At 70.5% G+C, this 12063-nt stretch carries 9 protein-coding genes; 3 read left to right on the top strand and 6 right to left on the bottom strand.

All coding sequences use genetic code 11. The features are described from left to right. Nucleotides 1-19 precede the first annotated feature (19 nt). Genes IE269_RS12415 through IE269_RS12405 form a run of 3 tightly spaced genes read left to right on the top strand, consistent with a single transcriptional unit; the run spans nt 20 to nt 4758 of the window. Nucleotides 20-1459 carry a sulfatase family protein gene (locus IE269_RS12415; protein WP_229897595.1) on the top strand — a complete coding sequence of 480 codons (1440 nt, stop codon included), beginning with the start codon at nt 20-22 and terminating at the stop codon, nt 1457-1459. Further along, on the top strand, nt 1456-3285 hold the full coding sequence (locus IE269_RS12410) for a GH39 family glycosyl hydrolase (protein ID WP_189822930.1): 1830 nt from the start codon (nt 1456-1458) through the stop codon (nt 3283-3285). The genes IE269_RS12415 and IE269_RS12410 overlap by 4 nt, the downstream gene beginning before the upstream one ends. 21 nt (nt 3286-3306) lie before the next feature. Continuing rightward, nucleotides 3307-4758, top strand: a complete 1452-nt coding sequence (locus IE269_RS12405) for a DNA-3-methyladenine glycosylase 2 family protein (RefSeq protein ID WP_189822929.1) — start codon at nt 3307-3309, stop codon at nt 4756-4758. On the opposite strand, the gene IE269_RS12400 is transcribed toward IE269_RS12405, so the two are convergent. The 6 genes from IE269_RS12400 to IE269_RS12375 are packed head-to-tail and all read right to left on the bottom strand — an operon-like array spanning nt 4740 to nt 11948. Next, a complete protein-coding gene (locus tag IE269_RS12400) occupies nt 4740-5456 on the bottom strand; it encodes an ABC transporter ATP-binding protein (RefSeq protein WP_189822928.1) in 717 nt (238 codons plus the stop codon). The two genes, IE269_RS12405 and IE269_RS12400, sit on opposite strands and share 19 nt — an antisense overlap. Then, a complete protein-coding gene (locus IE269_RS12395; protein ID WP_189822927.1) occupies nt 5453-6232 on the bottom strand; it encodes an ABC transporter ATP-binding protein in 780 nt (259 codons plus the stop codon). The genes IE269_RS12400 and IE269_RS12395 overlap by 4 nt, the downstream gene beginning before the upstream one ends. Beyond that, nucleotides 6229-7926, bottom strand: coding sequence for a branched-chain amino acid ABC transporter permease (locus IE269_RS12390; RefSeq protein WP_189822926.1), 1698 nt, complete (start codon nt 7924-7926; stop codon nt 6229-6231). The genes IE269_RS12395 and IE269_RS12390 overlap by 4 nt, the downstream gene beginning before the upstream one ends. A gap of 5 nt (nt 7927-7931) precedes the next feature. After that, nucleotides 7932-8861 (bottom strand): branched-chain amino acid ABC transporter permease, encoded by a 930-nt coding sequence (locus IE269_RS12385; protein WP_189822925.1) that lies wholly within the window; start codon nt 8859-8861, stop codon nt 7932-7934. A 43-nt stretch (nt 8862-8904) separates the two neighbouring features. Beyond that, a complete protein-coding gene (locus IE269_RS12380) occupies nt 8905-10143 on the bottom strand; it encodes a branched-chain amino acid ABC transporter substrate-binding protein (RefSeq protein WP_189822924.1) in 1239 nt (412 codons plus the stop codon). A gap of 32 nt (nt 10144-10175) precedes the next feature. Beyond that, nucleotides 10176-11948 carry an LVIVD repeat-containing protein gene (locus IE269_RS12375; RefSeq protein ID WP_189822923.1) on the bottom strand — a complete coding sequence of 591 codons (1773 nt, stop codon included), beginning with the start codon at nt 11946-11948 and terminating at the stop codon, nt 10176-10178. Between the last annotated feature and the right edge of the window lie 115 nt (nt 11949-12063).

Below are 12063 nucleotides of genomic sequence, written 5' to 3'. Positions count from 1 at the left end.
CCTCACGAGAGAGAGCACCGTGCCCGACCAGCAGAGCGACAGCGCACCCCGCCGCCCCAACATCCTCTTCATCATGGCCGACGACCACGCCGCGCACGCGGTCAGCGCGTACGGCAGCAACATCAACGAGACCCCGCACATCGACCGCATCGCCGAGGGCGGCATGCGCCTCGACAACTGCTTCTGCACCAACTCCCTGTGCGCACCCAGCCGGGCGACCATCCTCACCGGCACCTACAACCACGTGAATGGCGTGCAGACGCTCTCCACCGAGTTCGACTCCCGGCAGCCGGCCGTCGCGGGCATGCTCAAGGAGGCGGGGTACGAGACCGCCATCGTCGGCAAGTGGCACCTCGGGCACGGCGAGAACCACGACCCGCGCGGCTTCGACTTCTGGACGGTCGTCCCCGACCAAGGGCGTTACCACAACCCGGTGTTCATCGACATGGACGGCAGCCAGCGCGTCATCCCGGGGTACGCGACGAACATCATCACGGACCTGGCGGAGGAGTGGCTCGACGGCCGCGACGAGGAGAAGCCCTTCTTCCTGATGGTCCATCACAAGGCCCCGCACCGTAACTGGGAGCCGGACGCCAAGCACCTCGACATGTACACCGACGGCGACCTCGCCGTCCCCGAGAACTTCTTCGACGACTACTCGGGGCGCGCCACCGCCGCCCGCGAGGCCCAGATGCGGGTCGCCGACCACCTGCGCATGGACGACCTGAAGAAGCTGCTGCCGCCCGGGATGACCCAGGACGAGCAGGCGCTGTGGAAGTACCAGACGTACATCAAGGACTATCTGCGCTGCGTCGCCTCGGTCGACGACAACGTGGGGCGGCTGCTCGACTACCTGGACGCGAAGGGCCTCACCGAGGACACCATCGTCATCTACACCTCCGACCAGGGCTTCTTCCTCGGCGACCACGGCTGGTACGACAAGCGCTTCATGTACGAGGAGTCGCTGCGGATGCCGTTCGTGATCCGCTACCCGAAGGAGATCGAGGCCGGGTCGGTCAGCGACGCGCTGTGCATGAACGTCGACTTCGCGCAGACCTTCCTCGACTACGCGGGACTGCCCGCCACCGAGCGCATGCAGGGCGAGTCGCTGCGGCCCCTGCTCAAGGGGGAACTCCCGGACGACTGGCGGAAGTCGGTGTACTACCGCTACTGGGAGCACGACGACGGCATCCACCATGTGTGGGCCCACTACGGGGTGCGCACCGACCGGTACAAGCTCGTCTACTACTACGCCGACGGCCTCGGCCTGCCCGGCACCTCCGACAAGGTCATGGAACCCGAGTGGGAACTCTTCGACCTGGAGAACGACCCCTGGGAGATGAAGAGCGTCTACGACGACCCGGCGTACGAGCAGGTGCGGGCGGAGCTGGAGGCCGAACTCGCCCGCGTCCAGGCGGAGATAGGCGACAAGCCGTACGTGGCGGGGGAGCGCGCATGACGACGGCCGAGGAGGCCAGGTCCGACTGGCGCGAGCGGATCCACAAACCGTCGGGCGACGTCGCGGCCGTGGCCGAGGTCGCCCTGGCCGCCCCGCAGGGGCTGCGGATGCGGGCCGGGGCCGGGCACGTCACGCTCGAATGGGAGCCCGTGGACGGGGCGATCGGCTACCTGGTGCACAAGGCGGTCGGGGGAGGGGAGTTCGTCACCACCAAGCAGCGCGACGTGGACGTGCCGCAGGTGCCGTCGCCGCGCTTCGTGGACACGGCCCTCGTTCCGGGCGAGACGGTGCGCTACGTCGTGGCGGCCGTCGCGGGGATGGACGTGACGGGACCGTTCTGCGCGCCGATCGCGGCTGCGGCGGCGGTCGTGCCGTCGGTGCCGCCGAAGGTGTCGGTGTCCGTGCGCGCGGATGTGAGGGAGCGTCAACTGCCGCGCCCGTGGCGGTACATGATCGGGTCCGAGCACCTCTCGTACTCCCTCAGTCAGGACACCACGGGCGGCCGGCCGATCGGGGCCGAGCTGACCGAGGCGCTGCGCCTGGTGCACGACGAGATCGGCGTCGAGACGGTCCGCGCGCACGCCATCCTCTGCGACGACCTCGGCGTGTACCGGGAGGTCGACGGCGAACCCGTGCACGACTTCACCGGCGTCGACGCGGTCTACGACTCGATCCGCTCGATCGGGCTGCGGCCGATCGTCGAAATCGGCTACATGCCACGGGACTTGGCGTCCGACCCGACGAAGACGGTCTTCGGGTACGAGGCGATCGTCTCGCCGCCGACGTCGTACGAGCGGTGGGGCGACCTCGTGGCGGCCCTGACCCGGCATCTCGTGGACCGCTACGGCCTGGAGGAGGTCCGCGACCACTGGGCCTTCGAGGTGTGGAACGAGGCCAACCTCGAAGTCTTCTGGTCCGGGACGCCCGAGGAGTTCTTCCGGCTGTACGACGTCACCGCGGCCGCCGTGAAGAGCGTCGACCCGGGGCTGCGGGTCGGGGGCCCGTCCAGTGCTGCCAACGGGTGGGTGCGGGAACTCCTCGCCCACGTAAGGGAGTCGGGGGCGGCTCTCGACTTCGTCACGACGCACACGTACGGGAACGCTCCCCTCGACTGGCGGCCCGTCCTCGCCCAGTACGGCAAGGCGGACGTGCCGGTGTGGTGGACCGAATGGGGGCCCACCCCGACCCACTTCCACGGCATCGGCGACGGGGCCTTCGGGGCGACCTTCCTGCTGCACGGCATGAAGTCCTCCGCCGGGCGGCTCGACGCGCTCGCCCACTGGGTGGCGTCCGACCACTTCGAGGAGCTGGGCACTCCGCCCCGGCTCTTCCACGGCGGATTCGGGCTGCTCACCGTCGGGAACCTGCGCAAGCCCCGGTACTGGGCGCTGGACCTGCTGAACCGGCTCGGCGACCACGAGCTGGCCGCCTCGGTGGGCGGGGACACGGCGGGCGTCGAGGCATGGGCCGCCCGGCACGACGACGGGCGCATCGGGGTCCTGGTCTGGAACGGCACCCTGAACCAGGCGCAGGCCGGCGGGGCACGGGAGCTGACCCGGACGGTGGAGCTGGACGTGACGGGCCTTCCGGAGGGCGTCCCGTACCGGCTGGTCCACCACCGCATCGACGAGCAGCACTCCAACATCCAGGCGGTGTGGCGCGAGCACAGCAGCGCGGACTGGCCGCAGGGCGAGGAGTGGGAGGCGCTGCGGGCGGCGAACGTGCTGGACGAGCTGGAGGGGGAGCGGGCCCACGGGGGTGGACCGGTCGTCTTCGAGCTGCCGATGCCCGGGGTGTCGTACGTGGAGCTGATCCCCGAACCGTAGGCGCTCCCGCCCCCGGGCTCGATGTCCGAATCCCGCGAGCCCGGGGGCGGTGCGCGGCGCACACTGGGAGGCATGAGCGCTGACGACGACACCCGCTACGAGGCCGTGAGCAGCCGCGACGCCCGGTTCGACGGGGTGTTCTTCTTCGCGGTGACCAGCACGGGCATCTACTGCCGCCCGAGCTGCCCGGCGGTCACCCCCAAGCGGGCCAACGTGCGCTTCTTCCCCACGGCCGCCGCCGCCCAGGGCAACGGCTTCCGGGCGTGCCGCCGGTGCAGGCCGGACGCGGTGCCCGGGTCGGCGGAGTGGAACGTACGGGCCGACGCCGTCGGGCGGGCGATGCGGCTGATCGCGGACGGGGTGGTCGACCGGGAGGGCGTCCCGGGCCTGGCCTCCCGCCTGGGCTACAGCTCCCGGCAGGTCCAGCGGCAGCTCACGGCGGAACTGGGGGCGGGGCCGATCGCCCTGGCCCGCGCCCAGCGGGCGCACACGGCGCGGGTCCTCCTCCAGACCACGCCCCTCCCGGTCACGGACATCGCCTTCGCGGCGGGCTTCGCGAGCGTGCGCCAGTTCAACGACACGGTCCGCAAGATCTACGCCCGCACGCCGAGCGAACTGCGGGCTGAGCGGGGCGCACGTCCGGCGGAGGGCACTTCCGCCCCGTCCGCCCCCGCCCACCCCCTCCTCGCCGGCATCCCCCTCCGCCTCGCCTACCGCGGCCCCTACGCCGCCCGCGAGACCTTCGACCTCCTCGCGGCAGAAGCCGTGCCCCGCATCGAGGAGGTAGTGGGCGAGCCCGGCACGCGCACCTACCGGCGGACGCTGCGGCTGCCGCACGGCACAGGGACGGTCTCCGTCGACGAAGCCCCCCGCCCCGGCTGGCTGGACGCCCGCATCAGCCTCTCCGACCTCCGCGACCTCACCACCGCCGTCCAGCGCCTGCGCCGCCTCTTCGACCTGGACGCCGACCCGTACGCCGTGGACGAGCGCCTCGGCAGCGACCCCCGGCTCACCCGCCTCGTGGAGGCGCGCCCCGGCCTCCGTTCGCCGGGTGCCGCCGATCCCGACGAGTGCGCGGTACGGCTGAGGATCGGCCGGGAGCGCGCCACAGCGCTCGTCGAGGCCTACGGGGAGGCTCACCCCCACCCCTGCGGCACCCTCGACCTGCTCTTCCCGGCCCCGGACGCCCTGACCGGCGAGCCCGACGCCGGGCCGCTGGCCACCGCGCTCGCGCTGGGAACCGTACGACTCGACCCGGGAGCCGACCGGGAGGAGACGGCCCGCGCCCTGGCCGCCATCCCTGACCTGGACGCCCGCACGGCGGCCCTGATCCGGATGCGCGCCCTGGGCGACCCGGACGTGACGCTCCCGGAATCCCCCGACGAGGAAGCCTGGCGCCCCTGGCGCTCGTACGCCACCCGGCACCTCGCCCTGCGGGAGGGGGCTCCGAGCACTCAGTCCTCGCCCAGGTAGGCCTTCCGCACGGACTCGTCGTGGAGCAGGTCCGGGCCCGTGCCCGACAGGACGACCTTGCCGATCTCCATGACGTGGCCCCGGTCGGCGAGGGAGAGGGCGGCCTGGGCGTTCTGTTCGACGAGCAGGATCGTCGTGCCCGTCGAGCGCAGCTCAGCGATCGTCTCCATGATCTTCTGCATCATGATCGGGGAGAGGCCCATCGAGGGCTCGTCCAGCATGAGGAGCTTGGGGCGGGACATCAACGCCCTTCCCATGGCAAGCATTTGCTGCTCGCCGCCGGAGAGGGTTCCCGCCGCCTGCTTCCGGCGTTCGCCCAGGATCGGGAAGAGGTCGTACGCCCGCTGGATGTCCCTGGCGATGCCCTCCTTGTCGTTGCGCAGGAACGCCCCGAGCTGGAGGTTCTCCGTGATGGTGAGGCGCGGGAAGATGTGCCGGCCCTCGGGGGAGTGGGCCAGGCCCAGCGCCACGATCTTGTGGGCGGGGACGCCCGCGAGGGGATGGCCGTCGAAGGAGATCCGGCCGCCGGTCGGCTTCAGGAGGCCGGAGAGGGTGCGGAGCGTGGTCGTCTTGCCCGCGCCGTTGGTGCCGATGAGGGTGACGACCTGGCCCTCGTCCACCCGGAAGGAGATCCCCTTCACGGCTTCGATCTTGCCGTACGAGACGCGGAGGTCCTCGACCTCAAGGAGAGCGGTCACGCGGCGGCCCCTTCCGTGGTGCCCAGGTAGGCGGCGACGACGCGCTCGTCGCCCCGTACGACGTCGGCCGTGCCCTCGACCAGCTTCTCGCCCTGGACGAGGCAGGCGACCCGGTCGCAGAGGTTGAAGATGAAGCGCATGTCGTGCTCGATGACCAGGACCGCCGTGCCTCGGTCGCGGATGGCGAACACCAACTCCTCGGTGACGCGGGTCTCTTGGGGGTTCATTCCGGCGGTGGGCTCGTCCAGGAGGAGCAGGCCGGGGTCGCTCGCCAGGGCCCGGGCGATCTCCAGCTTGCGCTGCTCGCCGTAGGGGAGGTTGCGGGCGAGGTGGTCCGCCTTGGCGGCGAGCCCGGTGAACTCCAGAAGTTCCAGGGCGCGTTCCCGCGATTCGGCCTCCGCGCGCCGGAAGCCCGGCCCGCGTAGCAGAGCCGACAGCAGGCCCTCCTTGGTGCGGGTGTGGCGGCCGACCAGGACGTTCTCCAGGACAGTCATGTGGGCGAAGAGCCGGATGTTCTGGAAGGTGCGGGCGATGCCGGCCTTCGTCACCAGGTGGGGCTTGGGCGGCAGGACCGTGCCCCGGTAGCGGACGGTGCCCTCGGTGGGGACGTACAGGCCGGTCAGGCAGTTGAAGAAGGTGGTCTTGCCTGCCCCGTTCGGGCCGATCAGGCCCACGATCTCGCCGCTGCCGACCCTCAGGTCGACCCCGCGCACGGCGGTCAGCCCGCCGAAGCGCATCGTGACACCGGTCGCGTCCAACACGTACTCGTCACTCATGCCGTGGCTCCCGCCGCCTCGTCGTTCATGCGCTTGCGCCGGTCCGCGACCAGTCCGTCCGGCCGGAACCGCATCAGCAGGATCAGTGCGATGCCGAACGCCATCAGCTGGTAGTCCTGCATGAATTGCAGCTTCATCGGGATCAGGTAGAGCAGCGCCGCCCCGATCAGCGGGCCCGCGACCGTGCCCGTCCCGCCGAGGACGACGGCGGCAAGGAGGAAGGCCGAGTTGGGCGGCACCGCGCCCGCGAACTGGTACGGGTCGGGCACCACGGCGTACGACACGTGCGCCTGCACCGTGCCCGCGACGCCGGCCAGTGCCGCGCCCAGCGCGAACGCGATCAGCTTCAGCTTGAAGCTGTTGATGCCCATCGCGGTCGCCGCCGTCTCGTCCTCCCGGATCGCCACCCACGCCCGCCCGGTCCGCGACTCGCCGACGCGCTGGAAGACGACCACCACCACGGCGGTGACCAGCAGCATCAGCAGGAAGTAGTTGGCGAACCGGCCCAGCGGAACCCCGGCGATCACATGCGTCGCGCCGAAGTCGAAGCCGAAGAGGGACAGGTCGGGAATGTTGGGGATGCCGCCGGGGCCGCCGGTGATGTTGGGCCCGGACTTCCCGTCGAGGTTGTTCACGGCGATACGGAAGATCTCGCCGAAGCCCAACGTCACGATCGCCAGGTAGTCGCCCCGCACCCGCAGCGTCGGCGCGCCGATCAGCAGACCGAACAACATCGAGACCAGCCCGCCCGCCAACACCGCCGCCCAGAAGGGCAGATGGATGCCGAGCGCGGAGGCCGAGGCCCCGGAGACCAGGGCCGCCGTGTACGCGCCGACGCCGAGGAAGGCGACGTACCCGAGGTCGAGCAGTCCGGCCAGACCCACGACCACGTTCAGGCCGAGCGCGACCGTCGCGAAGATCAGGATGTTCACGCCCACCGACATGTACGTCTCGTCGGACCCGGTGAAGGGGAAGGCGATCGCCGCCACGAGGGTCGCCGCCGACGCTGTCGTACGGTGGCGGGCCGTCAGCCCGGTCAGCCGTGCGAGCAGCCCCGCCTTGGCCAGCCCCGCCGCCGCGAACCCCGCGGTGATCAGGAACCCGGCGAACAGCTCCCCTTCCGTCCCGATCCCGTACGTGAAGACCAGGAGCCCGGCACCGGCCGCCGCCGCGATCAACAACAGCTCGGCCCACGAAGGGAGTTGACGGGGCTTCAGCGGCACCCGCGGGTCCTGCGGCAGCAGGAAGGCCCCCACCACCGGCACCACGGAGGCCGCCGCCGCGAACCAGCCGCCCGGCTCCACGTTGATCGACCCGCCCAGCGTCCAGGAGATCGCCCCGACCGCGAACCACGTCACGGCCAGACCGCCCAGCGCGAACAGCCGCAGCGCCGTCGTCGCCCCGGCCGGCACCGCCCACCGGAAGCCCCGTACCCCGTACGCACCCAGCGCGGCCAGCACCGTCAGCAGCCCGGAGGCCAGCGTGAGCACCTGGAGCCCGCCGGGCCACCCGTTGACCGTGAGGTCGCCCGGGAAGGCCGGTGTCCAGGTCCATGCCACCAGCGTCGACGCGGCGGTCAGTGCCCCGCCCGCCGCCGCGAGAGCCCGGCCCAGGGACGCGGGCCGCGCGGGGGAGACCTCCTGCACGACGGGCGCGGCCGGGGCCGTCTTGGTCAGTCGAGTCACCGTGTTCATCCCCCTCACGCCCTGTCCGCCGTCAGCTTGCTGAACAGGCCCTGCGGCCGGATCAGCAGCACCACGATCAGCAGCACGAACGCCCACACGTTCGCCCACGCCCCGCCCCCGAACAGCTCAAGACCCGGCAGGAACTTCACGTAACCCGCCGCCAGCGCCTCCGCGAGCCCCAGTGCGAGACCGCCCAGCATCGCGCCCTGGATCGAGCCGATGCCGCCCAGCACGGCCGCCGTGAACGCCTTCAGCCCGGTGATGAACCCCATCCGGAAGTCCACCTGCCCGTACCGCAGCCCGTGCGCCACCGCCGCCAGCGCGGCGAAGGCCGCCCCGATGGCGAACGCGGTGACGATGATCCGGTCGGTGTTGATGCCCATCAGCCGCGAGGTGTCCGGGTCCTGCGCGGTGGCCTGCATGGCGCGCCCGGTGCGGGTGCTCCGTACGAACCACATCAGCGCCAGCATCGACAGGACGGCGGCCACCACCAGGAACACGTCCCCGGTCTGGACGGTGACCGGACCCAACTCGTAGGGCCCGCCCGGCAGATGGGGGAAGGTCCGGGCCTGCTTGGCGTCCGGGTACCAGGCCCACACCATCTGCTGGATCGCGATCGACAGACCGATCGCCGTGATCAGCGGCGCCAGCCGGGACGACCCGCGCAGCGGCCGGTAGGCCAGCCGCTCCGCGAGGACCGCCACCGACGTGGACACCAGTACGGCGGCGAGCAGCATCACCGGCAGAGCCAGCCACAACGACACACCGCTCGGCAGCATCAGGAACGCGGTGAGGGCGCCGAAGCCCCCGGTCATGAAGACCTCGCCGTGGGCGAAGTTGATGAGCTGGACGATGCCGTAGACCATCGTGTAACCGATGGCGATCAGCCCGTACATCGAGCCGAGCAGAAGGCCGTTGGCCAGCGTTTGCGGCAGTTCGTGCACTGCAACGCCTCCGTGGAAGTGGTGAACAGATAGAGGGAGCTGGCTACTTGGCGGTGAAGGTGCCGCTGGTGACCGGCGCCCACGCGCCGTCCTTCACCTGATTGACCGTCAACTGCTTGTTGGTGGTGTCCCCGAACTCGTCGAAGGAGACCTTGCCGGTCACCCCGTCGAAGGCGACCTTCTGCACCGCCTCGGTGACCTTGGCGCGGGCGTCGGCCGGCACCTTGCCGCCGTTGGCCGCGACGACCGCCTTCACGGCCTCGACCAGCGTGGTCGCCGAGTCGTAGGCGTAGCCGCCGTAGGCGCCGTACGGGTCCTTGAAGGCGGCCGCCTTGTACGCGGCGGCGAAGGTCTTGCCCGCCGCACCCTCCTCCAGAGGCGCGCCGACCGTCGTGCAGTAGTCGCCGGTCGCGCCGCCGCCCGCGAGCTTCACGAAGTTGGCGTCCGCGATGCCGTCGCCGCCGACCAGCGGGATCTTCACGCCCGCCTTCTTCAGCTGGCCGGTCAGCGGGCCCGCGTCCGGGTACTCGCCGCCGTAGTAGACGAACTGGGCGCCCGAGGACTTGATCTTGTTGATCACCGAGGAGAAGTCCTTCTCGCCCGAGTTGATCTGGTCGGTGTCGACGACCTGGCCGCCGCGCTTCTTGAACTCGTCGGTGAAGGTGGCCGCCAGGCCCGCCCCGTACGCCTTCTTGTCGTCGACGACGAAGACCTTCGTCAGCTTGAGGGTGTCGTGCATGTGCTGGGCGGCGAAGGGGCCCTGCACGGCGTCCGTGGTCGCCGTGCGGAAGTACGTCGTGAAGCGGCGCTCCTTGGTGCCCTTGGCCCAGTTGTCGCCCTGGGTCAGGCCGGGGCTGGTGGTCGCCGGGGAGACCACGGCGAGCTTCGCCGTCTCGAAGATCATCTGCATGGACTTGGCGACGCCCGAGTTCAGCGGGCCGACCACGCCGAGCACCTGCTTGTCGCCGGTCAGGGCGGTCGCGTTCTGCTGTCCCGTGCCGGGCTGGCCCTGGTCGTCCAGCGACTTCAGGGCGAACTTCACACCGGGCACGGACTTGTTCTTGTTGGCCTGGTCGACGGCGAGCTGGGCCGCGTTCTTCGCACCGATGGCGAGGGCGGACAGGTCGCCGGTCAGGGGGCCGTCGAAGCCGATGACGACGGTGGTCTCGCCGGCGGCCGCGCCGCCGGGCGTGGCACCGGCCTCGGAGCGGGTGCCGCAGGCGGAGACCAGCAGGGCCGAACAGACGGCGAGTGCGGGCAGGGCGACGGTGCTTCTGCGCATGGGGATCGGTCCTTTTCGGGAAGGGGAGAGGGTCACGGCTGGCTGTTGCGGAAGGGGGCGTCCGGCCGCCCGAGGTTCGGCTTGCCGAGCACCTTCGGGGCGGACAGGGCGTAGATGCCGTGGTTGGTGAGCGCCCACGCGATGTTGCGGTCCCACTCGACGTACACGCCGTGCGTCTGGTTGCCGTACGCGTACTCGGGGGTGTCCTTGCCGTACGCCTTCGGCACGAAGTACGCCTCGATCTCGGGCTTCTGAGGCTTCGTCACGTCGAAGAACTGCACGCCCGCGTTGTAGAAGCCGTAACTCAGGACGCCCGCGTCGTGCTTGCCGGGGTTGGTGTAGTAGCCGGTCCGCTTGGGGCCGAAGCTGCCGCGCCGCTGGCAGAAGTCGGTGAAGGAGGCAGTCTTCGGCGGGGTCGGGCGGGGCAGCCGGCCGACGATCCGCGGGTTCGCCGGGTCCTTCGCGTTGACCTGGAAGATCTCCTTGTACGGCTCGTAGCAGTCCTCGGTGAGCGGGTAGCCGGAGACGTACACCATGCCGGTCTTCTCGTACTGCGACACGTCCACGTTGTCGCCCTCGGTGCCCGCCACCGACGACGGCAGGTCCAGGTGCCCGACGGTCTTCATCTTCGCCGGGTTCGAGATGTCGATGACGGTGAGCCCGAGCCCGCCCTGCACGGCGAATGCATAACGCCCGCCCTGTTCAGGCGACTTGGGCACGAAGAGCGGCATCCGCGCGCCCATCCAGCTGGTCCGGTTCCCGCAGCGCGGGTTGGTCTTGTACGCGGCCGACTCGCCGGTGACCTGACCCGGCAGGTGCCAGGTGTCGAGCAGTTTCGGGTGCGCCGGGTCGGACATGTCCCACGACTGGTAGCCCGCCGAGTGCAGGTTCGTCGGGTACTCGTTGTTCGCGTACGAGTCATTGGGCGCGACCGCGAGGAACATGTACTTCCCGCCGGTCCAGTACGGCACGTCCAGCGAACCCGAGCCCTGCTGCGGCTTGTCGAGGTCGCTCTTGAGCGGGTCCCGCTGCGTGGAGTCGGTCGAGACGGTGGACAGGAGCTTCCAGTCCTTCTTGCGCGGCCCGTCCAGCCGGTAGACCTTGAAGCCCTTCAGGCCCTTCTTGGCCCGCAGCTTCGCGACGCCTTCCGGGTTGCCGTACTTGTCGTGGCCGGGCTCGTCCGTCAGCTCGCTGATCTGCCGCTTGTCCTCGAAACTCACCACCATCACATAGGCGTTGAGCTTCTTGTTCCACTGGATCGTGGACCCGCCCCAGTAGTCTCCGGCCGCCCAGTCCTTGCTCGCCTTCGACTCGTCGCCGCCGACGTCCGCACGGGTCAGCTTCTCGACGACCTTGACCTTCTTCACGTCGGTCACGTCGTAGACGCGGCCCTCGGACCGGTCGTACTGGAAGAGGTAGCGGCGGCCGTGGAAGTCCACGACGTTCTGCCAGGTGTGGAAGTAGTCCGGGGTGAAGTCCGCACCCTCGTAAGCCGCTTCGACCTTCATGTTCTTGCTGTACGACTTCGTGTCGTACTCCGCGTTGCGCCCCGGGAAGGGGTGCGGGTTCTCCTCGTCCAGCGGGGTGAGGGAGGGGTGCAGGAAGCTCTTGTCGAGCTGCATCCCGTACGACTTGGGGTCGACCGGTTCGGGCCCGCGGTCCTCGCAGACGGTGGGGATGTTCGGATCCGCCGGGGCGGCCGCGACCGCGTCGCCCGAGGTGGGGACGAGCAGCGTCGCGGTGACGGCAGCGGCGGCGGTCGCGGCGAGCGCGACCCTGGACGTGGTGGGACGGGGGAGACGCATCCGACGGTCCTTCCGGAAAGGCCAAGGGGGTACATATGCGGAGGAAAGGGATGGTGCGAGGGTGCGGAAGGCCGGGGGAGGGGCGCACGGCCGCCTCCCCCGACCCGCGAGCGGT

This window comes from Streptomyces spiroverticillatus (genome assembly GCA_014650415.1).
Classification (GTDB): domain Bacteria; phylum Actinomycetota; class Actinomycetes; order Streptomycetales; family Streptomycetaceae; genus Streptomyces; species Streptomyces spiroverticillatus.
This window is presented reverse-complemented; position numbering and strand designations above follow the sequence as displayed.

What these genes read in the sequence shown, in the direction of transcription:
- IE269_RS12390 (WP_189822926.1), bottom strand. Translation starts at nt 7,926, where the DNA reads ATGAACACGGTGACTCGACTGACCAAGACGGCCCCGGCCGCGCCCGTC.
- IE269_RS12380 (WP_189822924.1), bottom strand. Translation starts at nt 10,143, where the DNA reads ATGCGCAGAAGCACCGTCGCCCTGCCCGCACTCGCCGTCTGTTCGGCC.
- IE269_RS12410 (WP_189822930.1), top strand. Translation starts at nt 1,456, where the DNA reads ATGACGACGGCCGAGGAGGCCAGGTCCGACTGGCGCGAGCGGATCCAC.
- IE269_RS12395 (WP_189822927.1), bottom strand. Translation starts at nt 6,232, where the DNA reads ATGAGTGACGAGTACGTGTTGGACGCGACCGGTGTCACGATGCGCTTC.
- IE269_RS12405 (WP_189822929.1), top strand. Translation starts at nt 3,307, where the DNA reads ATGTCCGAATCCCGCGAGCCCGGGGGCGGTGCGCGGCGCACACTGGGA.
- IE269_RS12375 (WP_189822923.1), bottom strand. Translation starts at nt 11,948, where the DNA reads ATGCGTCTCCCCCGTCCCACCACGTCCAGGGTCGCGCTCGCCGCGACC.